Source organism: Ruegeria sp. O5, assembly GCF_056535105.1.
Map to the genome: position 1 here is coordinate 43,390 of NZ_JBQERN010000008.1, position 24,342 is coordinate 67,731.

22 protein-coding genes are annotated in these 24,342 nt (G+C 56.0%); 9 read left to right on the forward strand and 13 right to left on the reverse strand.

Annotated elements, in window-relative coordinates:
• The first annotated feature begins 55 nt into the window (after positions 1-55).
• The 4 genes from fghA to mtnA all read left to right on the forward strand — a co-directional run bounded on the left by fghA (position 56) and on the right by mtnA (position 4,019).
• On the forward strand, positions 56-889 hold the full coding sequence (gene fghA / locus ACR0M3_RS11925; RefSeq protein ID WP_480910910.1) for an S-formylglutathione hydrolase: 834 nt from the start codon (positions 56-58) through the stop codon (positions 887-889).
• Positions 890-892: 3 nt separating this feature from the next.
• On the forward strand, positions 893-2,350 hold the full coding sequence (sthA, locus tag ACR0M3_RS11930) for a Si-specific NAD(P)(+) transhydrogenase (protein WP_480910913.1): 1,458 nt from the start codon (positions 893-895) through the stop codon (positions 2,348-2,350).
• On the forward strand, positions 2,347-2,802 hold the full coding sequence (locus tag ACR0M3_RS11935) for a YaiI/YqxD family protein (protein WP_480910915.1): 456 nt from the start codon (positions 2,347-2,349) through the stop codon (positions 2,800-2,802). Before sthA ends, ACR0M3_RS11935 begins: the two co-directional genes overlap by 4 nt.
• A 122-nt stretch (positions 2,803-2,924) precedes the next feature.
• Complete coding sequence (gene mtnA / locus ACR0M3_RS11940) at positions 2,925-4,019, forward strand: S-methyl-5-thioribose-1-phosphate isomerase (protein ID WP_480910918.1); 1,095 nt, start codon at positions 2,925-2,927, stop codon at positions 4,017-4,019.
• A gap of 62 nt (positions 4,020-4,081) precedes the next feature.
• On the opposite strand, the gene ACR0M3_RS11945 is transcribed toward mtnA, so the two are convergent.
• Positions 4,082-5,317, reverse strand: coding sequence for an MFS transporter (locus ACR0M3_RS11945; protein ID WP_480910920.1), 1,236 nt, complete (start codon positions 5,315-5,317; stop codon positions 4,082-4,084).
• Positions 5,318-5,466: 149 nt separating this feature from the next.
• Here ACR0M3_RS11945 and zapE point away from each other — a divergent pair, with 149 nt between their 5' ends.
• Positions 5,467-6,525, forward strand: coding sequence for a cell division protein ZapE (gene zapE / locus ACR0M3_RS11950; RefSeq protein WP_209507118.1), 1,059 nt, complete (start codon positions 5,467-5,469; stop codon positions 6,523-6,525).
• A 60-nt stretch (positions 6,526-6,585) separates the two neighbouring features.
• On the opposite strand, the gene ACR0M3_RS11955 is transcribed toward zapE, so the two are convergent.
• Genes ACR0M3_RS11955 through ACR0M3_RS11970 form a run of 4 tightly spaced genes read right to left on the reverse strand, consistent with a single transcriptional unit; the run spans position 6,586 to position 12,834 of the window.
• On the reverse strand, positions 6,586-7,860 hold the full coding sequence (locus ACR0M3_RS11955; RefSeq protein ID WP_480910923.1) for a bifunctional folylpolyglutamate synthase/dihydrofolate synthase: 1,275 nt from the start codon (positions 7,858-7,860) through the stop codon (positions 6,586-6,588).
• The gene (accD, locus tag ACR0M3_RS11960; protein ID WP_209597255.1) at positions 7,857-8,789 is read right to left on the reverse strand and encodes an acetyl-CoA carboxylase, carboxyltransferase subunit beta; all 933 of its coding nucleotides are present in this window, start codon (positions 8,787-8,789) and stop codon (positions 7,857-7,859) included. Before accD ends, ACR0M3_RS11955 begins: the two co-directional genes overlap by 4 nt.
• A gap of 60 nt (positions 8,790-8,849) precedes the next feature.
• A complete protein-coding gene (locus tag ACR0M3_RS11965) occupies positions 8,850-9,734 on the reverse strand; it encodes a CPBP family intramembrane glutamic endopeptidase (protein ID WP_480910926.1) in 885 nt (294 codons plus the stop codon).
• Positions 9,727-12,834 carry an ABC transporter transmembrane domain-containing protein gene (locus tag ACR0M3_RS11970; protein ID WP_480910928.1) on the reverse strand — a complete coding sequence of 1,036 codons (3,108 nt, stop codon included), beginning with the start codon at positions 12,832-12,834 and terminating at the stop codon, positions 9,727-9,729. The genes ACR0M3_RS11965 and ACR0M3_RS11970 overlap by 8 nt, the downstream gene beginning before the upstream one ends.
• 250 nt (positions 12,835-13,084) lie before the next feature.
• On the opposite strand from ACR0M3_RS11970, the gene ACR0M3_RS11975 reads away from it, so the two are divergent.
• Together ACR0M3_RS11975 and ACR0M3_RS11980 are read left to right on the forward strand one after the other, a co-directional pair.
• Complete coding sequence (locus ACR0M3_RS11975) at positions 13,085-13,846, forward strand: DUF6478 family protein (protein WP_480773664.1); 762 nt, start codon at positions 13,085-13,087, stop codon at positions 13,844-13,846.
• 11 nt (positions 13,847-13,857) lie between these two features.
• Positions 13,858-14,217: a hypothetical protein gene (locus ACR0M3_RS11980; protein WP_480773663.1), complete on the forward strand. Its 360-nt coding sequence runs from the start codon at positions 13,858-13,860 to the stop codon at positions 14,215-14,217.
• A 137-nt stretch (positions 14,218-14,354) separates the two neighbouring features.
• On the opposite strand, the gene ACR0M3_RS11985 is transcribed toward ACR0M3_RS11980, so the two are convergent.
• From ACR0M3_RS11985 to ACR0M3_RS12015, 7 genes are all read right to left on the reverse strand, one after another.
• The gene (locus ACR0M3_RS11985; protein ID WP_209507125.1) at positions 14,355-15,695 is read right to left on the reverse strand and encodes a S41 family peptidase; all 1,341 of its coding nucleotides are present in this window, start codon (positions 15,693-15,695) and stop codon (positions 14,355-14,357) included.
• A gap of 6 nt (positions 15,696-15,701) precedes the next feature.
• Entirely contained in the window at positions 15,702-16,832 is a 1,131-nt protein-coding gene (locus tag ACR0M3_RS11990; protein WP_480910931.1) for a murein hydrolase activator EnvC family protein, read from the reverse strand.
• A complete protein-coding gene (gene gpmI, locus ACR0M3_RS11995) occupies positions 16,829-18,346 on the reverse strand; it encodes a 2,3-bisphosphoglycerate-independent phosphoglycerate mutase (protein ID WP_480910934.1) in 1,518 nt (505 codons plus the stop codon). Before gpmI ends, ACR0M3_RS11990 begins: the two co-directional genes overlap by 4 nt.
• Before the next feature lie 103 nt (positions 18,347-18,449).
• The gene (locus tag ACR0M3_RS12000) at positions 18,450-20,120 is read right to left on the reverse strand and encodes a sulfatase-like hydrolase/transferase (protein ID WP_480910936.1); all 1,671 of its coding nucleotides are present in this window, start codon (positions 20,118-20,120) and stop codon (positions 18,450-18,452) included.
• Between the two features lie 73 nt (positions 20,121-20,193).
• Complete coding sequence (nqrM, locus tag ACR0M3_RS12005) at positions 20,194-20,430, reverse strand: (Na+)-NQR maturation NqrM (RefSeq protein WP_267366293.1); 237 nt, start codon at positions 20,428-20,430, stop codon at positions 20,194-20,196.
• A 14-nt stretch (positions 20,431-20,444) separates the two neighbouring features.
• The gene (locus ACR0M3_RS12010; RefSeq protein WP_480910937.1) at positions 20,445-21,470 is read right to left on the reverse strand and encodes an FAD:protein FMN transferase; all 1,026 of its coding nucleotides are present in this window, start codon (positions 21,468-21,470) and stop codon (positions 20,445-20,447) included.
• A 66-nt stretch (positions 21,471-21,536) separates the two neighbouring features.
• Positions 21,537-21,722 carry a hypothetical protein gene (locus ACR0M3_RS12015; RefSeq protein ID WP_480483690.1) on the reverse strand — a complete coding sequence of 62 codons (186 nt, stop codon included), beginning with the start codon at positions 21,720-21,722 and terminating at the stop codon, positions 21,537-21,539.
• A gap of 122 nt (positions 21,723-21,844) precedes the next feature.
• On the opposite strand from ACR0M3_RS12015, the gene ACR0M3_RS12020 reads away from it, so the two are divergent.
• Positions 21,845-22,369: a CBS domain-containing protein gene (locus ACR0M3_RS12020; RefSeq protein ID WP_480483689.1), complete on the forward strand. Its 525-nt coding sequence runs from the start codon at positions 21,845-21,847 to the stop codon at positions 22,367-22,369.
• Between the two features lie 2 nt (positions 22,370-22,371).
• On the opposite strand, the gene ACR0M3_RS12025 is transcribed toward ACR0M3_RS12020, so the two are convergent.
• Positions 22,372-23,136, reverse strand: coding sequence for a metallophosphoesterase family protein (locus tag ACR0M3_RS12025; protein WP_480910940.1), 765 nt, complete (start codon positions 23,134-23,136; stop codon positions 22,372-22,374).
• Between the two features lie 184 nt (positions 23,137-23,320).
• On the opposite strand from ACR0M3_RS12025, the gene ACR0M3_RS12030 reads away from it, so the two are divergent.
• Positions 23,321-24,334, forward strand: a complete 1,014-nt coding sequence (locus ACR0M3_RS12030; protein WP_480910942.1) for an NAD-dependent epimerase/dehydratase family protein — start codon at positions 23,321-23,323, stop codon at positions 24,332-24,334.
• Positions 24,335-24,342: the final 8 nt, after the last annotated feature.

Consider the following 24,342-nt stretch of genomic DNA (forward strand, 5'->3'; position numbering starts at 1 on the left):
GCCGGGTCCGTGGATCGTTAGCCATGTTGCGACTCTAGAATAAGGACGATGCCTAATGGAAACCCTTTCGGAAAATGCCTGTTTCGGCGGAGTGCAAGGCGTGTATCGCCATGCTTCGTCGACATGCCAATGCGACATGACGTTTGGCCTTTTTCTTCCGGCCGAGGCGAAAGATGGCCCGGTTCCGATCTTGTGGTATCTGTCTGGTCTGACCTGCACCCATGAAAACGCGATGACAAAAGCCGGCGCACAAGCTTGGGCTGCGGAACAAGGCATTGCAGTGGTATTTCCCGACACTTCGCCACGCGGTAAAAGTGTTGCGGATCACAACGACTACGATTTGGGTCAGGGCGCTGGGTTCTACGTGAACGCCACGCAGGAGCCCTGGGCACCGCATTTCCGGATGTGGGACTACATTGCCGACGAATTGCCTACCCTGCTGTTCGAAAGCTTTGCCATCGATAGCGAACGTCAGGCCATTACGGGTCATTCCATGGGCGGGCATGGTGCATTGACGTTGGCCATGAACCTTCCAGGACGGTACCGCTCGGTTTCGGCCTTCGCACCCATCGCGAACCCGACGGGCGCTGACTGGGGGCGCAAACAGCTGGGCGCGTATCTGGGGGATGATGAATCCCTTTGGGCCAAACACGATGCTTCCCTGTTGATGAAAGAAACCGGTTTCGACGGCCCCATCCTGATCGATACGGGCACCAAAGATCAGTTCATGGACCTGCTGCGCCCAGAAGCGCTTGCCCAAGCCATCGCTGAGCGTCGCCAGCAAGCAACCTTCCGCCTCCAGCCGGGGTATGACCATTCGTATTTCTTCGTATCTACCTTCATGGAAGATCACATCGTTTTCCACGCCGAAGCGCTGTACGGAGACTGAGATATGAGCAAATACGACTATGATCTGGTCATCATCGGATCCGGGCCTTCGGGGCGTTCTGCGGCCATTCAGGCTGGCAAGCTCAAGCGACGGGTTCTGGTGATTGACCGAAAAGACCGTTTTGGTGGGGTGTCCGTTCACACCGGAACTATCCCATCCAAGACATTGCGCGAAACGGTTCTGAACCTGTCGGGCTGGCGCGAGCGCAGTTTTTATGGCCGTTCCTATCGGGTCAAGGACCAGATCCGCGCCGATGATCTGAAAGCGCGCCTGCACATGACCCTCGATCACGAGGTCGATGTGTTGGAACATCAGTTCAACCGGAACCACGTCGATACTCTGGACGGTTTAGCCAAGTTCGTCGGGCCACATGAAGTGGAAGTCGCCACCGATGCCGGAGAGACCACACGTGTAACGGCCGCCAAGTTTTTGATTGCGACAGGAACCAAGACCTACCGCCCCGATTATGTTCCGTTTAACGGCAAGACCGTGGTCGATGGCGACGAGTTTCTGGAAATGGCGGAAATCCCGCGTTCACTGGTTGTTATCGGTGCCGGGGTCATTGGGGTCGAATACGCCACGATGTTCTCGGCGCTGGACGTTCGGGTGACGCTGATCGAGCCGCGGGATACGTTTCTGGACTTCATCGATAGCCGCTTGATCCATGATTTCACCCATCAAATCCGCGAAAACGGTGTTGATCTGAGGTTGGGATCGGCTGTCGAAAAGATTGAAGATGCGGGCGAGCACGTCGAAGTGACCCTAGAAAACGGGCGTCACGTGCGGGCCGAAATGCTGCTGTTTGCAGCCGGGCGCATGGGCGCAACATCGAAACTCAATCTGGACTCAGTTGGACTGGAAACCGATCACCGCAATCGGATCAAGGTAGACCGCAAGACATATCAGACCGCGGTTCCGCATATCTACGCGACCGGGGATGTGATCGGTCACCCTTCGCTGGCCTCGACTTCATTACAGCAAGGGCGTGTGGCTGCCTGCCATGCGCTCGAGACACCTACACTGCCGGAAAGCCCATGGTACCCATATGGCATCTACTCGGTTCCCGAAATTTCCACCTGCGGCATGTCCGAGGAAGAACTTCAGGAGCGTGGCATTCCCTATGAGGTTGGCGTGGCCCGATTCCGCGAGACCTCGCGCGGGCATATCATGGGGCTGGAACACGGCATGCTGAAGATGCTGTTTTCGCTTAAAACCCGCCGTGTCTTGGGCGTGCAGATTGTGGGCGAAGGTGCGACCGAACTGATCCACATCGCTCAGGCGGTGCTGAATCTAAAGGGAACTGTCGATTACTTCGTTCAGAACACGTTCAACTATCCAACTCTGGCCGAGGCTTACAAGATCGCCGGGCTGGATGCTTTCAACCGGATGCCGATCCCGGAGGAATTCAAGGTGCGGAAGAAACCTGCTGAACCAGAGAAAAAAGAGGCCAAAAAGGCGTGACAACGCTGTATGTCGATGGCGATGCCTGCCCTGTAAAGGCCGAGGCCGAACGGGTTGCAACACGACACAAGGTGCCTATGGCACTGGTGTCGAATGGCGGTCTTCGACCGTCAGCAAACCCGCTTGTACAGGTCATCGTGGTCTCGGAAGGTGCTGACGAAGCCGACAAATGGATTGCAGAACGCTGTGGCGCTGGGGATGTAGTTGTGACCTCCGATATCCCTCTGGCCGCGAAATGCGTCGAAACAGGTGCCCGAGTTTTGCGCCCGAACGGCGAGGCCTTTACGGCAGCCAACATAGGCCAGCAATTGGCAATGCGTGATCTGATGGCTGACCTTCGGGCCGCCAATCCGCTTGGGGCCGGAGGCGGCGGCCGACCATTCAACAAAGCCGATCGTTCAAGGTTTCTGGACGCCTTAGAGCGGGAACTTCGCGCGGCGACCCGAGGATAAGTGCAATCATCGGCAAGCTAAAATGCGAGCCTGCAACCAGAAACGCCCGTTTACAAGCCCGCCGAAAGAACGCAGGCTGCGAAAGACTTCTGATCAGGCTATTCGCAAACGGAGACCGAATTATGAAAGTACAGGGTGCTCATTACCGGTCGATTTGGTGGGACAAATCGGCAGGTGAGGTTCGGATTATCGACCAGCGATGGCTGCCCCATGACTTTCGGGTGGTTACCCTGAAAACGCTGGATGAATTTGCGACGGCGATCCGCGATATGTGGGTCAGGGGTGCGCCACTGATTGGTGCAACAGCCGCGTTTGGAATTGCGGAACAGATGTCCCGTGACAGCTCTGACGCTTCGTTCGATGCCGCATATGACGTATTGCACGCGACCCGGCCAACGGCAATCAACCTGCGATGGGCCTTGGACAGATGCCGCGGCGCGCTGATGCCACTTGCCCCAAGTGACCGTGCCGAACGGGCCTGGGCAATGGCACAGGAGGTTGCTGACGAAGATGTTGAGATCAATGCCTCGATAGGTCGCCATGGGCTGCAACTGATCAAAGAAATTGCAGCCAGAAAGCCCGCAGGTGAACCGGTGCGGCTATTGACGCATTGCAATGCCGGTTGGCTGGCAACGGTGGATTGGGGAACGGCGACAAGCCCGATGTATCACGCGCATGACGCGGGCATTCCGCTTCATGTCTGGGTCGATGAGACCCGGCCACGAAATCAGGGGGCGCTGACATCCTGGGAGCTTGGTGAACACGGCATTCCCCATCGTTACATCGTGGACAATGCAGGCGGTCACCTGATGCAACATGGTTTGGTTGACGCCGTCATCACCGGTACAGACCGGACCACGGCACAAGGCGACGTCTGCAATAAAATCGGCACCTACCTGAAAGCCTTGGCGGCGCGGGACAATGGGGTTCCGTTTTATGTCGCCCTGCCCTCGCCCACAATTGACTGGACGGTTCGGGATGGAGTGTCGGAAATCCCGATCGAAGAACGCGATACAAAAGAAGTGACCCATGTCATGGGCGTGGACGGCCAAGGGGATATCGCCGATGTTCGCGTCACCCCGAATGGTACGGAGGGTGGCAATCCTGCCTTTGATGTCACACCCAACCGGCTGGTGACGGGGCTTATCACCGAGCGTGGCGTTTGTGCCGCCTCGGCCGAAGGCCTTGCCGGATTGTTTCCAGACCGAGCTGGCTAGATTGACACCCCACACGGCACTACCGCTGGCACGTACACGTAGGTCGAGCGCGAAACGTCACGTCAGGCAGGGACTGAAAGACGGTTTTCTCGGATCGGTAGATGAACGATGGCGCTGAAGGCCCCAATTGCCACACCGATCCACCAGACCAGGGCATAGTCACCATACTGGTCATACATGCGCCCACCCAGCCAGACGCCCAGGAAGCTGCCAACCTGATGGCTGAAGAAGATTATGCCATAGAGTGTTCCCATGTAACGCAAACCATAGAGGTGCGCGACAAGACCCGACGTGAGCGGAACGGTGGCCAACCAAAGCGACCCCATCACCAGCGAGAATGTAATGACGGACAGCGGCGTTATCGGGAAAATGATGAACAACGCCGCAGCAAGCGTTCGACCGGCATAAACCGAGGCCAGCAGATATTTCTTGGGAAAATGATTACCCGCCCAACCTGCCACAAGGGTCCCGGCGATATTGGCCAAACCAATCAGTGAAATCGATACCGCGCCAAGTGCGGACGTGGATGTGATGCCGATGGAATACAGCACGCCGCCGGCTTGGATCGGGCCGCACATTTCGGTTACGAATGCCGGAAAATGAGCGGTGATAAATCCAAGCTGGTAACCGCAGCTGAAAAACCCAATAAATATCAAAGCGTAAGAAGAATCTCGGAACGCCTTCCCCAGAATTTCTCCCATGCTTTCTTGCAACTCTGCCTTTGAAGCTGGTTGAGGCGCCCGCATGAAGGGCAAGGTCAATACTAGTGCAAGAATTGCAGCGGCAAACACGACGAAGACTTGTTGCCAGGGCAGGAATGACAGCAGCCACTCAGCCGTCGGCGCGCCCAGAACCTGTCCGAAACTGCCCGCAGCTGTAACGACGGCCAGCGACATTGACCGATTTTCATCAGAAGACGCGCGACCGACCACAGCCAAAACCACGCCAAACCCGGTTCCGGCAATGCCAAACCCCACCAGCCACGCATAGACTTGGTGTTCAAGAGGTGTGACGGACCAGGCTGAAAGCACCATACCGGCAGCGTAGGTCAAAGCGCCAAGGATAATGGCCTTTCGGTCTCCTACTTTCTCAGCGATAGCTGCAAAGATCGGTTGGCCGATGCCCCAAGCCAGATTCTGGATTGCAATCGCCAGTGAGAAATCCGTGCGCAACCAGCCAAATTCGCTGGCGATCGGAATCTGAAACACGCCGAAAGATGCGCGCACGGCAAAGCTGACCGTGATGATGATACATCCAACGATCAGGATCGGGTTCAACATGCGGGTGGGTTGCGGCATTGCGACCTCGGGTAGTTTGGTCCGACGGACCGTACTGCATTTACAAGTCCCGTCAATTCAACAGATTTGCGGTCACGGATAAGCAAATTTGATACGTCAGGGAAATGTCTTCTTTTCAACGGGCTGGGTCACGGGTAAGGCTCTGGGTCATGACGGATCTGATTTCGCACTACGAAGCCCGCGTCTCGGATGGAACTCTGACGCGCGACGACGCTCAAGAGGCCGTTTTGCCCCAGTTTGAGCGCATCCGAGCGGCACTGGCCGAGCCGGTAAAACGAGGGTTTTTCCGCAAGGCTCCACCGCCACCCAAAGGCCTGTACCTGTGGGGTGGCGTCGGACGCGGTAAATCGATGCTGATGGATATGTTCGTCGACACGCTGGGTGAAATCCCCGCACGGCGCGTTCACTTTCATGCCTTCATGCAGGAAATCCATGCCAGAATGCACAAGGCCCGAAAAGAGAATGTAGAAGATGCTCTGGCACCTGTGGCGAAAGAAGTGGTAAAATCCGTCCGCCTGCTGGCCTTCGACGAGATGCAGATCACTGACATTACGGATGCGATGATCGTCGGCCGCTTGTTTGACCTGCTGCATGAAGGTGGTGTTGTCGTTGTGACCACGTCGAACAGGCATCCGGACGAGCTGTATAAGGATGGGTTGAACCGGCAGTTGTTCCTGCCTTTTATTGCCCATATCAAAGACCAGTTGCAGGTATGGGAACTGGTATCGCCCACGGATTACCGTCAGAACAGACTAGAGGGTGCCCCGGTCTATTTTACGCCCATCGGGCCTGAGGCGCGGCAGAAAATTCGGGATGTCTGGAAAGATCTTGCAGGAGGGCCTGCCGATCCGTTGATATTGCAGGTCAAAGGACGCGCCGTCGAACTGCCCGCATTTCGCAACGGGGTTGCACGGGCTTCGTTTTATGACCTGTGTGGCCGGATGCTGGGACCGGCGGACTATCTGGCTATTGCAGAAGCAATTAAAGTGTTGGTGCTTGAGGATATCCCCCGTTTGTCGAGAAATAACTTCAATGAAGCCAAGCGCTTTGTCATCCTGATAGATGCGCTCTACGAGGCAAAAGTTCGGTTGATCTGCTCGGCTGCGGCGGAACCCGAGATGTTGTATGTCGAAGGAGAAGGCACCTTTGAGTTTGAGCGTACTGCATCGCGCCTGCGGGAAATGCAGGACCAGAACTGGGGGAAGTAGGGGCTCTGCCCCCGTCGCGCTGCGCGCGCCTCCCCCGGAGTATTTGCGAAAAGATGAAGCTTAACCGTTTTCGCGCAGGATGTTTCCGGCAAGATAAAGGGAGCCGCAGATCAGGACACGCGCCTGTGGGTCTTTGTCCGTGATTGTCTTCAACGCTTCCGAAACACTTGCAGCGACTGAAGAAGGCAGGCCAACTTTGGTGGCAGCGGCGGCGGTTTCATCGGCGCTGAGCGTAGCTGCCTCGCCTGGTATGGAGATGGCGGTCAGGCTTGCAACCTGTCTGGACAGTGGCGCGAGATACCCAGTCACGTCTTTCGTGTTGAGCATACCGCAGATTAAATGCGTGGGGCGTTGCGGCATCTTTGCCAGTACATCGGCCAGCGCGATACCTGCGGCCGCGTTATGCCCTCCATCCAGCCACAGTTCGACCTGGGGGGCTTGCTCGGTCAGCGGACCGGTTTTGAGACGTTGCATACGCGCGGGCCAATCGGCATTGGACACGGCAGCCTCGTAGGCAGTGTCACCCATTGAAAGATGACGCAGTACCGCCAAGGCGGCACCGGCATTTTGGAACTGATGTGCACCCAGCAGGTTGGGGAGCGGCAGATCACGCAACCCGGTTTCGTCCTGATAGATCAAGCGCCCGTTTTCTTCATGAACGTGCCAATGCTGGCCATGTACAAGTAGCGGTGCGCCCAACCGGGCGGCTGTGTACTCGATCACCTCCAGTGCCTCGTCTTCCTGCGGGCCGACGATGCATGGCACACCGGGTTTGATAATTCCCGCCTTTTCGGCGGCAATCTTTCCCAGGGTGTCGCCCAGATACTGTTCATGATCGATTGAAACAGGCGTAATGACTGTCACCGCCGGTTCATCAATCACATTTGTTGCATCCAGCCGTCCGCCCAAACCGACCTCGAGCAGAGTGTAATCCGCTTTGCAGCGAGAGAAGGCCAGCAAGGCAGCGCAGGTTGTGATCTCGAAATACGTGATGTTTTCGCCGCCATTCGCCGCGTAGCACTCATCCAGAACCGCAGTCAGGTCGGGTTCTGAAATCAGTTCGCCCGCCAACCGGATACGTTCGTGAAATCGCGCCAGATGGGGCGAGGTGTAGGCATGAACGGAACGCCCTGCCCCTTCCAAGCCCGCCCGGATCATGGCCTGGGTCGAGCCTTTGCCATTGGTCCCGGCAATATGGATAACCGGTGGCAGCTTGAGCTGCGGATTGTCCAAGGCGGCCAGCAATCGCCAGACGCGATCCAAGGTCAAATCAATGATCTTGGGGTGTAGCGCCATCATCCGGTCGAGGATGGCGTCAGATGTCTTGGTGTTCATTTTTTCCCGGTCTCTTCGGCCTGCGCGACCTTGGCCGTTTCATCCGGTGTCGGTGCTGGCAGGTCACCTTTGATCGCCGGCGGTTGGTTCATCAGCATCCGGGTGATGGTGATCAGTTCGTCACGCATCTCGGTACGTTTGGTGACACGGTCCAGCATCCCGTGATCCAGCAGGTACTCGGCCCGCTGGAAGCCGTCGGGCAGCTTTTCGCGAATCGTCTGCTCGATAACTCGGGGACCGGCAAAGCAGATCAGCGCGTTCGGTTCAGAGATGTGGACATCGCCCAACATCGCATATGACGCCGTCACACCACCGGTGGTGGGATGGGTCAGCACAACGATATAGGGCAGATTTGCTTCTTTCAGCATCTCGACGGCCACGGTTGTGCGCGGCATTTGCATCAGGCTGAGAATGCCTTCCTGCATCCGCGCTCCACCCGCTGCCGAGAACAGGATCAGTGGGCGCTTTAGCTTAACCGCTTCTTGAGCGGCCGCGATGATCGCGTTGCCCACATACATGCCCATTGATCCGCCCATGAATGAGAAATCCTGCGCTGCCGCAACGATAGGCGTGCGCCCGATTTCGCCTTTGGCAACCAGCATCGCCTCTTTTTCGCCGGTCTTTTTCTGCGCCGCTCGCATACGCTCGGGGTATTTCTTCTGGTCGCGGAAATGCAACGGATCTTCTTTTGGCGCTGGCACTGCAACCTCGGTGAAAATACCGCCGTCGAACAGGTGATTGAACCGCTCGCGTGGGGTAATCGCCATGTGATGGTCACATTGGGTACAGACGTTCTGATTTTCCGCTAGTTCACGATGAAACAGCATCGTTCCGCACTCGTCACATTTCTGCCAGAGGTTTTCGGGCACTTCGCGGCGAGAGAAGATCGAGTTGATCCGGGGGCGGACGTAATTTGTGATCCAGTTCATGTCGGAACCTTGGCTTGTGCGGTGTTGACGTCAAATAAGACGCCACGGGAAGAAATGCAATCAACGCCTGATCGCAAGCCGCGCCGCCAGCCAGCATACGAACATCACAGCCAAATCCACCACCAGCCAGGGACGAAGCTGTTCGGCGTCAGATGCATCGAACGGAAGCGAGAAAAGCGCCAGCCCGCTCAGGTTGTCCGGCAGGGAAACGAACAATAGTGCGATGATGTTATTGAAGAAATGCAAGGCGATAGCTGGCCCCAATGTCCCTGATCGCGCTGTGAGATCGGATGCAAGCATCCCAAATATTAATGCCCACAGCACAAACAGAATTGCATTTTCTCCTGCCAGTTCCGGTGTGTAATGGCCAGCGGCAAACAAAACAGACGGTATCCCCATCCAAATGACCGGCGACTGAAACCTGGCGGCAAGGGCTTGCTGAATGTACCCTCGAAACAGAACTTCTTCGGCGCTGGTCTGAATCAGGACAACCAACACAGAGACCGGAAGCAACAACAGCCAAGTTGAAAATGGCAGATTCTTTGACAGAGAATCCCCCAAACCGTAGGGCGGCAGCAAGACACCGACAGCGCCCAAGAAAAGCAGGGCTTTCAGCACTTTCAGAAATTGGGCTGCAAACAGACCACGCTGGCCAAAAATTGATCGCAAGGATCGGTGCTGAAGCTGACGTGCGGCAACCGCCACGCCAAGAATGATGAACCCGAAACTGGCCAGTAACAGTAGCAGCGCTATAGGTGTGTTGCCTCGCAAAAGTTCCTGTGCCCATTCCTCCGAACCCAACCCCGCGATCGCGGTGAAAAACACCAGGTTCGAAACGCTGACCAACACGGCGATCAATGCCAACCCCAGCAAAAGACGCCAGATTTCGGGTTTGGCGCGGGCTGTTTCGACCAGGCGCGCATGAGCTGAATACGCGCTAGGCATTCTTACCAATACCTTCCTGCGCCGTTTCATCTGTCACGGGCGGAAACATGTCTTCGGCGTTCTGGGCCACGCTGATCCTGTTCGAGAGCGTCGTCAGATACCCTGCAACTGTCTGCAGCAACTGCAAAGCGACCGAAGCGTCACTTTCAACAACGGCACGCAGCTCTTCCGCGCCGATACGCAAGAAGCTGCTATCTTCCGTCGCGACCAGATCCAGCTGCCTTGGTTCCCCTGTAATGATGGATAGGTCTCCGATAAGCCGACCGGGTTCTATGATCGAGATTGTACGTTTCGTTCCATCCTCGTTGGACCAATCCAGTTTGGCCTGTCCTGAAATGCACAAATAGGCCGCATCCGGCGCCTGACCGCGGGAAAAAATGACTTGCCCGGCGCTGGCCTCGTACCATTGCGCCGAAAACGCCAGCAGCCGCTGGTTTCTGCCATCCAGGCCGGAAAACAACTGCGTTGCTGACAGGATCTCGAGTTTCCGGCTCAGATCGTCCGACGTGCTGTCCTCATGCGCTGGTCTGCTTCGCGAGACGCCGTCGATCCGTCCATCCTTGATTTCCACAAACAAGTCATAGGCTTCGGGATGTGCAAAATGATCCTCCATGAATATCATGATGGAATCGGGCAGCAGTTCCCGTAGTTTCAGGCGCGTGCGCAACCGGCTTTCCGAGTCGTGGCTGGCCAGCGCCTTGTCCAGGATCAGAACGTCGGGGCGTTTGATGCCTGCGCGTGAAAAAGCGGCACGCTCCTGAAACACGGTTGGAAGGTTGTTGCCGCCCAACCCGGACGGCAGGTCATAGATAATGGCCGCTGCCCGACGGCGCAGACCGGCTTCGTTCATGGCCTCGGCAACGATGTCTTCGATATCTTCGGCATGGGCACCCGCCATCAACGATATCCGGCCGTAGATTGCGTTTTCCATCACGGTCAGGCGCGGCACATAGATGTCAGGCGCCACAGACATGAACAAACCGTCCATTGCACCGCGCAACCGCTCGGCTTGGGTCTTGCGGATAGCAAGGATTTTTTCCTTGTATTCCTCTGGGAAATCCGGGCCGATCTGTTCTGCTGTCAGAAGGAAAGGCACTGTCAGTAGCAAGGCACGCTCCTGATCGCTCAGCGCAGCATTCCCTTTGGCTTTGCGCCGGTCCTGAATATCGAGCAGCCGATGATACATGTCCTTGGACATGCCAAGCCGCAGAAACAGGGGATGGTCGGCCCCGTCCCGCCCAAATGTCTTGCCAAGAGTATCCATGACAGCATTCGATATGCTGATCGCGTCATCTGCCAAATCATGGGTGCTGAGCAATTGCACGAACCGCGCGTCTCCGGCCAGAATGTCTGGAGATATGTCACGCGACGGTGCCGCGAACAACAAGTTGCCCCCAAGCGGGACGGCCGGGTTGAACTGGTTTGGATCGAACCGATAGACATACCGGTCCAGTCCTTTTGCCTTCAGCCGTTCGGCGATGGATTCTCTCAGCCTGACTATTTCCTGTGCCAGTATCGGGTGTATCTCTGGATCAAACTGGGTGCGCAGAGTGCGCCGGAACATGAACTCGTCAATCCCCATGGCTTCCACCAGCTGGAACCACCAGTCACGTATTCCATCGATATCGTCCAGACCGGCCAGTCCCGGATCGATCCACTCATCTTCCAGCGAATCCGGTGGGTTACCCGCCCGAACAGACTCGATCTGACGACGGGACGGGGTTCTTATGGCATCTGCCTCGTGCTGCGGATGGGTGCGCAACGGCATCATGAGGTTATCGCCCAAAGTCCCATCAAACAGATAGGGGCGTGAATAGGCATACCCGATCCGGGCCGCGATAACTGATTGGTGCAATTCGTCCAGCTTGTGGCCAGCTATGACCACATCCCCCTGAACAGGTAGCACCTCGCGGGTCAGCAACTGGCCCAACGCACTACGTTCCGACGCATGGGCGGATTGAATCGCCACACGCGCGCCCCGCGGGATGGTCAGATCAATGTCTTCCAGAATGGTTTTGCCGTCGCCATCGCGAACGGTCACATTGCGCAATTCGATATCACCGGTCAGATGTGGGATGGTTTCCGGCTCGCCGACGAACAGCTCTTCGGGGATCATGTTGTCCGGGGCAAATCTTTCGGTGACCACCTCCCACCGCAGGGACATGTCCTGTACCTGGTTGTAGTAGGTCAGAAGGTCTTTCCAGGGCCCGCTTAGGTCTTTGTACGCGCCCAACGCGGCAACCAATGCACCTACTGTCACCTCGCCCGTGATCGCCAGGTATCCGCCCACCGAATAAAACAGGAATGGCGTCATCTGAGTGATCAAATTGTTCAGGAACTTCATAAAGAATTTCTTGTTGTAGATCTTGAACCGGATCTCGAACAAGGTCCCCAACCTGTGACTGAACTGGGCCAGACGATAGCGCCAGCCGCCATTCGTGCGCAGGTCACTGATGCCCGCCGCGCTTTCCCCGATTTCCGAGCTCAGACGCCGAACCTCCTGAATACGATCCTTGTTCAGCAAGTTGATCTGGCGTTGCAGCTTCGGAATTAACCAGGCTTGGAGCGGAATCAGCGCGATGCTTGCCAAACCGAACCAGATGCTTTGCATGAACAGAAAGGTGACGATTGTCATCATCTGGCCAAACTGAAACACCGGTTGCGCGATCGCATCCCCCATAAGGCCGCCCATCGGCTCGGCCTCGGATGTGATCATCGAGACCAGCTCTCCTTGGCTGGTGGTCGCGAAATAGGACTTTGGGAACCGCATCGTGCGTTGAATCAGGGTATAGCGCAGACGGCGCAGCATGCGTTCAGACAAGATGCCTTTCATCGTGTTGATGCGCATCTTCATCAATCCGCTGGCAATCACAGTAGCCAGAAATGCAAAGCACAGTATCATCAGGTACTGAACCTGAGACACTGTGAAGCCCCAGATTGTCACCGTGTCGCCCGGCGCACCGATGGCATCGTTGATGATTTGTTTAGGTAGCTCCAGCGACGCATATAGAAACGGGAAGGACAGGACCGTTAACAGCAACAGGACAAGTTGCTGCTTTTTTGAATGCTTCCAAATAAAAGAAAATAATGTGGGCTCCATAGCCTGGCCTTATCGATAGCTGAACTGAAGTATGGCTGTTCAGGGGTAACCCATTTTTAGGAAACAGACGGTAAGCATTGACCCGACGTATTGCAAGAATTGACGGGGTCAGGCTCCTAATCCGGCACCTATCTTTTTTACGCTTAGCCACCAACCGGAAAACGTAGCGCTCAAGTAGTGTTTTTGTGATTGCGGGTTTATTCCTACTCATTTCTTTGACTAAAGAAGGACATTATCGGACGAAGAGACCATGCGCAGGATTCTGGATCGCTATATTCATCGCCGGACGCTCGGCCGCTGGCGCCGGGCCGTGCAGCAGGCGCCAGATTCAGCGCAGGCCGAGTTGCGGATGAAACGCGATCAGGCGCGCAGTCTGCGTGGACAACTGGATCGCCTGATCCAACTGGCGGATGCGCGCTTGCTCCGCCCGAAAATAGGATCAACTCAGTTTCACCGGCCTGTCGGCACCGACTGGAGCTGGCGACCCGACCTGTGGCGCGCGCCGTTGTTGCAATCCGGCATGGCCTCTGTTCCCCGTAAAACGGTAATGGACGATCAGGTCAGCTTATTTCACGACTGCCCGTTGACCGAAATCGCTGTGCGGCAAATCCGCAACCGGGGGGCAAGTGATCTGGCCCCGTTCAGTCTGGAGGTCGAGGTCTTTGGCTTCGAGGGGTCGTTCCTGTCGGTATCAATCGATTTGCCGCGTGAGGTCGCCCGCGACTTGACACGCGAGCATCTGATCCGGTTGGAAACTCTGATTGACTGCGAGAAACCGTCTGGCGCGTTTGCACGTCTCAATGTTCAGCACGGGCCCAACATGGAGCAGGTTTTGCGGCAGCTAGACCCTTCTGAAACCGTAAACGCAGTTGATTTCGACCTGGCTCACCTGCCCCTGAATGAACGTCGGATCGAAAAGATCTGGCTGGATCTTATTTTTGAGAAACCGCAGATGAACCGTATGAGTGTGCGAGACCTTACGTTTTGCCGCTTCCATCGCGCGGACTTGTGAGACGATCAAAGATGACACAACCATCCCTGACTTTCATTCAGTTCGAAAACGGTATTTGGCACGGCCATGTTGAGGCCGAACGGCAACCAGAGTTGGAGGTTCGATATCTGGGCAAAGCTCTGGAGAGTGTTGAGCTTTCACCTACAGACAACGGATGGAATCTGTATGTGCAGGTACCCGTCACAGCCCTGTCCGAAGGCGTGCACAGCTTCGTCATAGTCGACGCAGGCAGTGTCGATAAAATTGGGAGTTTCTCCATAATAGCAGGAGAGCCCGCCGCCGATGATCTCAGGGCGGAAGTGGACCTTTTGCGCGCGGAGCTGGATATGCTGAAACGCGCGTTCCGACGGGTAAGCCGCGGAGACGGCTGAAACGCTTGCGAAATCGGATCATCCATTCGGTTATGCGCACTCTGCGCGGCGCCTTCGGATTGCGCTGCTGGATGATGAAATGAAATCTCGCGAGACAGAAAGAAAAGGGCCGCGTTGTACGCGACCCATTGGTTTGGTTATTGGGACGGCCCGTGCGGGGTGAACGCTGACAAGCCTTTGAGGATGTCTATGGCATATGCCAGTTGATAATCCTCTTTCCTCAGCTCAGCGGTTGCTTCGGCCCTTGCACGATCTTCCTCGATCTGGCGGATTTCATCCTCGCTCAGGCTGTCATTGTTCAGACTGCCGCGCAGGTCAGCTTCGGACCGGGTACGCCCGTTGCTCTCTTCTTCTTCTTCTGCAGGTGCAGGGCGAGGCTGTTCAACAATGATGTCCGGGCTGACGCCAAGGGCCTGGATTGATCGTCCTGATGGCGTGTAATAGCGCGATGTGGTCAGGCGCATAGCGCCGTCGCCGCGCAGCGGCATGACCGTCTGCACGGATCCTTTGCCAAAGCTCTTGGTGCCCACAACGATAGCGCGGCGATGATCCTGCAATGCACCGGCCACAATCTCGGATGCCGAGGCCGAGCCGCCATTGATCAGCACCACAATTGGCTTGCCTTCAGCCAGATCCCCGGGGGTGGCGTTGAACCGCTCACCCTCATTCGGGTCGCGGCCGCGCGTGGAAACAATTTCGCCTTCGTTCAGGAACGCGTCCGAGACTTTGATCGCCTGAGTCAAAAGGCCGCCTGGGTTGTTGCGCAGGTCCAGAACAAAACCGTTCACCTTGTCGATGCCACCCGCTTCGGCAATCTGTTCCTGCAATCCTTCCTGCAGGTTCGGGAAGGTCTGGTCGTTGAACGTGGTTACACGCAGCACGACACTGGTGCCTTCGGTCCGTGCGCGCACAGCGGTCAACTTGATTGTATCACGGATAATAGTGACATCGAACGGATCAGGCTCACCCTCGCGTACGACGGTGATGATAATTTCGGATCCGACCGGGCCGCGCATCAGGTCAACCGCTTTGTCCAGCGTCAGGCCCAGAATACTTTCACCGTCCACATGGGTAATGAAATCCCCGGCTTCGATTCCGGCTGCGTCGGCGGGGGTATCGTCAATAGGTGAGACGACTTTGACAAAGCCTTCTTCCTGCGTAACTTCGATACCCAACCCACCAAACTCACCCCGGGTCTGCACGCGCATCTGTTCAGCGTCGTCAGGAGAAAGATAACTCGAATGCGGATCAAGCGAAGTCAACATGCCATCAATGGCCGCCTCGATCAGTTCTTCGGGCTCAACCTCTTCGACATACTGGGCGCGGATACGTTCGAAAATGTCGCCGAACAAATCCAGCTGTTCATAGACGCTTGCCTTGTTCTCGGCCTCCTGCGCCAGCAGGGGTCCTGCAATCTGAGTTGTTGCAAGAATACCTGCCACAGTTCCAGCCAGACCGGCCACCACAAATTTCTTCATACGCGTTTATCCATCCTTGTCGGTCCGAAACCACGATTCCGGGTCCACGGGGCGATTGTCTTCTCTTACCTCTATATAGAGCGTTTCTGAGCGGTCAGTTCCAGTGCCATCACTGCTTGTTGACAAAATTGCGCCGATTTCCGGCATTTCACCGGGCATCAGACCAACTGGTGTGCCCTCTGGGATCACCTGACCGGTCTGGCCATAGACCTCCTGCAAACCGGAAAATACGAACAAAAGACCCGATTGAGGTTCAAGTATTACCAGGTTCCCCAGGTCCAGCAGCGGCCCGCGATAGCGAATTGTCGCAGAGGTTGGCGATGTGACCAAGGCGCGCGGGCGTGTCCCCATGATCAGGCCGGGGCGCATGACACCAGCGGCGTCCGTTTCACCGGCCTTGTGCAGCAAGATGCCCTGTACCGGCATTGATATCCGGCCTTTCCTGTCCAAGACGCTGGCATTGCTGTCGAGGATCTCTCCCTCCGAGATCTCGGACAGACCACTGGCAAAACCATCCAGTGTTTCGGTCGATGAGATCAGAATGGCCGTACGTACCGGGTCTTCCACGAAACGGCGGGGCAGATCCGTGCGGTCGGCGATTGCCTCGCTCAGACGGGTGCGGGCCGCCTGAACACCCATCAGACCCTCTGTCAAAGTTTCCGAGGCCTTTTGCTGCAAGACACGCAATGTCTGCACTTCATTCAGGTCCTGCGCCAGTTCCTGCGCGCTGGCGTTCAGGCCGGGGGTGACCTCGGACAGCATAATACCGGCGCGGGCAGCCCCCAACGGGCCGGCGGGATGTAACATCAAAACGGGTGGTTCGGTCGTTTCAATGGTTTGCAGAACACCGAGCAATCGCCGGATTTCTTTTTCGCGCGTCCGCAACTCGGCACTCAGTTGCGCCTCACGGGTAGCCGCTTGGCGCAATCCCACCCGCATCGCACCCAACCCGGCCTCATAGGCATGGATCGTCTCCGTAAGAGCATTGACCCGATCCCGGGCGCCTTCGGCCTCGGACAACGCCATGGACGCCTGTTCGAGCATCTGCGCTGCATCCAAAGCAGCCTTGGAAGCGTCTGGCTGGGCCAGCGCCGGCAAGGCCAAAAACAGACACACTGCCAGAGCAGCCGGTTTCATGACAGCAGGCTTTCCCCGGTCATTTCCGGGGGTTTAGGCAAACCCATCAGTTCAAGCAGGGTCGGGGCGAGATCGGACAAACGTCCTTGGCGCAATTTCGCACCTCCTGGCCCGCCAACCAGCGCTACGGGAACAGGATTGAGCGTATGGGCCGTATGCGGGCCGCCGGTCACAGGATCGACCATGACTTCGCAATTACCATGATCGGCCGTGATAATCATCGCCCCCTTGACCTTTTCAAGAGCCGCAATGACTTGCGCCAACCCCTGATCGACAGCTTCACATGCTTTGATTGCGGCATTCAGATCACCTGTATGACCAACCATATCGGGGTTGGCATAATTTGTAACAATCAGGTCATACCCGCCTTCGATGGCTTCGATAAACTTCGCCGTAACCTCTGCGGATGACATTTCGGGCTGTAGATCGTAGGTCGCCACTTTCGGCGAGCTCGGCATAAAGCGGTCCTCACCTAGTTCGGGCGTCTCCTTACCGCCATTCAAAAAGAACGTAACATGCGGGTACTTCTCGGTTTCCGCCAGTCGAAACTGACGGAGCCCTTGCTTGGCGACCCATTCGCCCAGCGTATTTACAATCGCGCGCTTTGGAAAAACCGTGGTCATGTAAGCATTATGCCCGTCAGAGTACTCGACCATGCCCAGCAGTGCTGAAAGCTTCGGGCGCGGTCCTGTCGCGAACTCGGAAAATCCGGGCTCTCCGAGGGCGCGCAGGATTTCACGTGCACGGTCAGCGCGGAAGTTCAGGCAAAAGAAACCGTCGCCATCGTGAATACCGTCATATCCCGTCAATACGGTTGGTGTGACAAACTCGTCAGATTCGGACTGGTTATAGGCGTGATCAACCGCGCCATGGGCGCTGCTGGCTGTTCGGCCCTGCCCGTTGACCATTGCACCATATGCTTCACTGACACGCCCCCAGCGATTGTCGCGATCCATGGCAAAGTACCGCCCGCTCACGGTGACGATGCGTACGTTTTCGGGCAGGCGTTCTTCCAGCTCAGCGATGTAAGTCAGAGCAGACCTTGGCGCGACATCACGCCCGTCCGTCACTGCGTGCAGTGCAACCGGGACACCGGCATCCGTTATGGCAGTGGCTGCGGCAAGGATATGGTTCAGATGACCATGCACCCCACCATCCGAGATCAACCCCATCAGATGTGCAGTACCGCCAACGGACTTAACACTGGCGATGAAAGCTTGCAGAGCTTCGTTTTCAAAGAATGTCCCGTCTTCAATGGAAAGGTCGATCTGGCCCAGGTCCATGGCGACCACACGCCCTGCCCCGATATTGGTGTGCCCGACCTCTGAGTTGCCCATCTGCCCGCTAGGCAGACCCACATCGGGGCCGTGGGTGATCAGGGTTGAATGCGGGCACTCAGACATGATCGCGTCAAACGTCGGCGTGTTTGCCAGATAGGGTGCGTTGGCTTTTGTGTCCTCGGACAGGCCCCAACCATCAAGAATACACAGGACTACAGGTTTGGGGGTGGCCATTGATGTACTCCATTTGCTGCTCTTGGGTCACCTTCTATCCTTTGGACTTCGACGGGTGAACCGCCTTTTGCAATGATGTACAATTATAACCAACACAGAGGTGTTAGTCCTTCAGATAGCTTTGGAAAGGGCGCGCCTTGCGATTGCGGTATTTGACTGTCAGATCCAGTGGTGCATCGTTTTCATCATAAACGCCCAGAACAACACCCCTGCCCCGGCTTTTGGTGCGCATTTCAATCAATTGCTGCTCGGACCGGGTCGTGCGCTGTGACGCCCGCCGCGTCCAGGCGAACAGGTGCTCGTACATTTCGGCGATTACACCGGCATGTTCGGCGCTGTCACCCAGATCGTTCAACTCATCGGGGTCGTTTTCCAGATCGAACAGGATTGGCCGGTACCCACCTTCACAATGGATCAGTTTCCATTTCTTACTTGCGACCATGAACATCACCGCATCGCGGACCGACATGTCCAAAACACTTGCGATTGGCGAAGCCGAGTAGTCATATTCGCAGATCACCACATCGCGTGGCAACGCGTCCACCTCCCCATAAAGGATGGGCAGCAGTGAGTGACCTTCCAGAATATGCGTCGCCACTTCCCCACCAGCCGCGTCAACAAAGGTCGGTGCAAGGTCGATGGATTCTACAAGCGCATCGCTGACAATGCCACGTGTCGCATCCGCCTCGGGCGACGGGTCATAAATGATCAACGGCACTCTGGTTGAGGCATCGTGGAAAAAGGTCTTTTCCCCCATCCAGTGATCGCCCAGAAAATCGCCGTGGTCTGATGTCAACACGATCATCGTGTTTTCCATCCGCCCGGTTCTCTCCATCCAGTCCAACAGGCGGCCCATCTGATCATCGGCTTGCTTGATCAGCCCCATATAGGCCGGGATAACCGCCTCACGCACGTCCTGCCGCGAGAAGGTCTGGCCGATCTTTGTGTCCATGAAGGCTTTGAGCACGGGATGCGCATTCTGACGTTCCGCCTCGGATCGCACCACAGGCAATACATGTTCCGGCCCATACATCGAGGCGTATGGGTCCGGTACGATGTACGGCCAATGCGGCTTGATAAAGCTCAGATGACAGCACCACGGGCCATCATGCGTTTCCATGAACTCGATCCCGCGCCCGGTCAGATAGGGCGTTTCGCTGTCTTCCTCGGCAATATTCGCGGCTTCGGGTGAATTCTTCAGAAACCAGCCAGACAGAACGTTCCCATCCGCATCCAGTCCGGAATTGGCAAAGTCATGCCAGGGATTGTCACTCTCATACCCCTTTGCTTTCAGGAACTTGTTGTATTCCTTTGCCCCGTCCGGGTCATAATACCCATCCGGACCTTCGGGCAGCATACCGTCATCCCGTTCATATACGTCAAACCCACATTCGGCGACGCGCGCACCTATCAAGCTGTCAGGTTCCAGACCAAGCCGCGCCATCCCTTCGGCGTCTGCACGCATATGGGTTTTGCCGACCAGCCAGCAATCCATCCCCGCCTTACGCAGGTGATCACCCATCGTTATCTCGCCGACTTTCAACGGAATTCCGTTCCACGACGCGCCGTGAGAATGCACATAGCGCCCTGTGTAGGTGGACATGCGAGAGCTGCCGCAGATCGGTGATTGGATATAGGCGCGGTTGAAGCGCACGCCTTTGGCAGCCAGACGATCGATATTTGGAGTATGCAGATGTGGATGGCCGTAGCAGCTCAGATAATCCCAGCGCAGCTGGTCGAACATGATGAACAGGATGTTTTTTGCCTTGGCCAAGTTGACGCCCTTCCCCAAAAGTCACGAGGGCCTAGTTAGCCCCTTCTGTCCGCAGAACGAAGCAAAACCTGCGTCAGGCCTGACGGTCCATTTGTTCCAGCATCTTCTTGGCGCGTTTACATTGCAGCTTGTCGCGCAGTGGGCTGTCGGGGTCGATGTCTTTTTGGCAGACAACGCATTTGTCAGCGCCCGAGATCGCGTTTAGACCACCGCAGCTGCCTTTGATGGTCTTTCCCATCAGCATGACACCCAATGACATGCCCACCATGACGAGAGCGAGAAGAATGAAGGCCAGAATAAAGGTACTCATCTCAGCTCCAACAGTCAGTTCAATCCCAGCGCGTCTTTGAACGCCGCACTATGGGCAGTGATATAGGCATCTTCGCCGCCTGTCACATCCCGCGAGATGAAATACACGGCAAGTTTATGCTCCTCCGCCAAAGCAAGACCCTTTTCCTGACCCAAAGCCAGCATGGCTGTTGCCCAGGCATCGGCCATCATCGCGTTTTCGGCCAGCACGGTAACCGAGGTGGTGCGATGCGTGATCGGGTGGCCTGTTGTCGGATCGATGATATGCGAATAGCGCACTCCATCCTGTTCAAAGAAATTCCTGTAATCGCCCGAGCTGGCCATGCCCCGATCATCCAGTGAAACAACCAGTTGGATGGTTTGCGAACCCGTTTCAGGTTTCTCGATACCAATGAGCCACGCTTCGCCCTCGTCATTCTTACCTTTGGCCACAAGATCGCCGCCAATTTCGACCAGATAGTTTTCGATGCCAGCGGCCTGCAAGGTTTCCGCAACAGCGTCAATTCCATAGCCTTTTGCAATCGCGGACAGGTTAATGCCCACACTGGCGTTTGACTTGGCAAGCGTACCAGCATGTGTATCGAGCTTCAGCAAGCGGCCCTGACCTACACCGTTCAGCGCTGCGTTGATATCGGCATCAGATGGCACCGGGTCCTCGGGTTTGCGTGGGCCAAAACCCCAAAGTTCGATCAAAGGGCCGAGGGTTACGTCGAAAATGCCACCGGATTTCGCGTGCACTTCGTTCGCCGCCGAAAGAACCAGCGCAAATTCGTCGGAAACAGGCATTGGATCTGTGCTGGACGACGCGGAAAAAACGGAAACTTCCGAGTTCGGATCCCAATTGGACATCTTGGCATTCACAGCTGCCAACTTATCACTGACGGCCGCAGCCAGTGCGTCTTCGTCAAGGTCTTCGCCAATTGCGGTGATATTGTAGGTCGTGCCCATTGTCTCACCGGACAGACGGACCACTTCGGGTTCCTTGTCAAAAAGACAGCCTGAAAGAAGGGTGAAAAAGGCCAGTATGGGCAAAAGACGCATTGGGCGTTCTCCGGGACATTCTGTGCCCGGCATATGACAGCGGTCCCTGCCAGAGTCAAATTGGCATTACAGTTTCAGCGGAAGGAAACCCAACAGTAAAAGACCAGTTCCGGCCGGAATACCAAACAACCACGCGCGTTTGCGCCACCCGGGCTGCTGTTGCTTCCACGCCATACGAAAGTTGTGACCGCACACAACAGCCGCAAAGAAGATCAGCGCGGCAACCGGGGGCGTAAGATAGAGTTCATTCAAAGGCTTAAGCTCCCTTTGCTGACCTGCGTTCGGCCAACTCGTGCAATTGTACCCTATACAGGTCGTTTAGCTGCGCTAAGGTGAAAGGGAAAGACTTTGCAAGAACCAAAAGGAGATTGCCCATGGCTCCAACCTCTTACCAGTCGCCGTCGCGCGGTGACAAGGCTGACAAGACAACCTACAGCCAATCAGCGGAATCAAACCTGTCGCATTCGCAGACGACCGTGGCCAAGTTGCTTGAGGGTAAAGGGGATGCGGTGTTTTCGGTGCGGCCTAATGATACCATCCATTCGGTGGTGAACACGCTCAAGGAAAAGCGGATTGGCGCTGTTCTGGTGACAGATCAGAACGGGGCATTGCAAGGGATCTTGTCGGAACGCGACATCGTGCGTCGCATGGCCGATACGCCCGGACAGACCCTGCCACAGTCGGTCGAAGACCTGATGACCAGGGATGTAAAGGCCTGTACGCCCGAGGATACGCTGAATGACGTGCTGAAAACCATGACCGAAGGGCGTTTCCGTCATATGCCGGTTCTGCGTGATGGCAATTTGTGCGGTGTCATCACTATCGGTGACGTGGTGCATTTCCGTCTGAGGGAATTGGAGTATGAAGCGCTTCGCATGAAGCAGATGATCGTAGGATAGTTTCAACCGGTTGAAAAAAACCTGACACTGCCGCCGTCTATTTCAGCGGCAGTTAATCTGCCTGAGGCAAAGGCACCTGTATCGATCGACACAACCCGGTTTCTAACCTGGGGGTGGCTTACAATAGTATGACCGTGAACAACCCATTGCGCGTCGCTGCGTGCAAGCCGTGGAAACATCGGATGACCCCAAAGACAGATCTGGCGATCCTGGGATTGAATGGATTGCCGCGGATCAAGTGCCGCGTGGACAAAGGTGACGTTGCCCCTAGTCCAGGTCAGCGGCAGATTTGCAAGCCAGTCCAGCAAGCTGTCGCCCATCTTGTGCCGCAGACGCTCTGCCAGTTCAGGCAGATGCTTGCCACTATCCAACTCGTCGGGACATTCGAGACCGAAAGATGCCAAAGTTTCCGTTCCGCCGTTATGAAACCAAAGCCTGGCGTATCGTTCCGGGTCGTTTACAAATTGCAGCAGCATCTCTTCGTGATTGCCAAGCAGGCATTGCACCCGCCCGTCTGACGCCTCACTCAGGTGATGCAAATGCCGCAGTACCTGCGCGCTGTATGCCCCCCGATCGATGTAATCGCCCAGAAAGACCAGCGGGCTTTGATCGTCGAGTCGTGGCAAAACCGCCTGAAGCAAATCAAGACGGCCGTGAATATCACCGACAGCTGTCACCTTTTCCGCGGGTGCCACGTCGCATGGCATCGCATTGGTGCTTTCCTTCGCCGCGGATTGGAACCGCCGTCTGATCCAGTCTTTTATCATGGCATTTGATCCCTACCCGCCCTGCGTAGTGGTCGCAATCAACAACTGTTTGAGTAGGCAAGGTGTTGACCACGAGCCTTAGATTGTCCGATATGGCCCGCAGGATGTTCGCAAGCAGTTGATCTGATGATAGGATCAACGCCTTTCGATCAGCGATGAATTTGCAGTGAGTTCTGAGGGTTTTATGAAACGAGTTTTGATTACAGGTTCTGCCGGGTTCATCGGATTCCATCTGGCCAAATTGCTTCTGGCAAAAGGGTTTCAGGTACATGGCTATGACGGGATGACCGACTATTATGATGTGACCCTGAAACAGCGTCGACATCAGATACTGCTTCAAACCCCAGGATTTACGGCAACTGAAGACCGTTTGGAAAACTTTGACCGTCTTGTGCAGGTCGCTGAGGAGTTTCAGCCCGATGTCATCGTCCATCTGGCCGCGCAGGCAGGCGTGCGGCACAGCCTTGAATATCCTCGCAGCTATATCGAGTCGAACGTTGTGGGCACGTTCAATGTGATGGAAATCGCGCGTCAGCACAAAGTGGAACACCTTTTGATGGCGTCGACCTCATCAATCTACGGTGCAAACGAGGACATGCCGTTCATCGAAACAGAAAAAGCCGACACCCAACTGACGATCTACTCCGCCACCAAAAAGGCGAATGAGGCGATGGGGCATTCCTATGCCCATCTGTGGGATTTGCCGACCACCATGTTTCGATTTTTTACCGTTTACGGCACTTGGGGGCGCCCCGATCTGGCCTATTTCAAATTCGTCGCTGCGATACTGGATGGCAGACCAATCGACATCTACAATCATGGCGACATGTATCGCGACTTCACGCATGTAGAAGACCTTGTGCGTGGGATCAGGTTGCTGATCGATGTTCCGCCGGTCCGCCCGACCAGCCGCGCGGATATCGAAGATGGTGACAGCTTGTCGCCCGTTGCACCGTACCGCATCGTCAACATTGGCAACGGAGACAAGGTGCGTCTGATGGATTTCATAGAAGCCATCGAAGAGGCTGTTGGCCAGAAAGCGGTCAAAAACTTTATGCCAATGCAGATGGGCGATGTTCATGCCACTTGGGCTGACAATCGGCTGCTGCAGCGACTGACGAATTATCGCCCGCAGACCGACCTGAAAGACGGCATTGCCCAATTCGTCGATTGGTACCGGGACTATTATGGAAAATAGGTCGACCT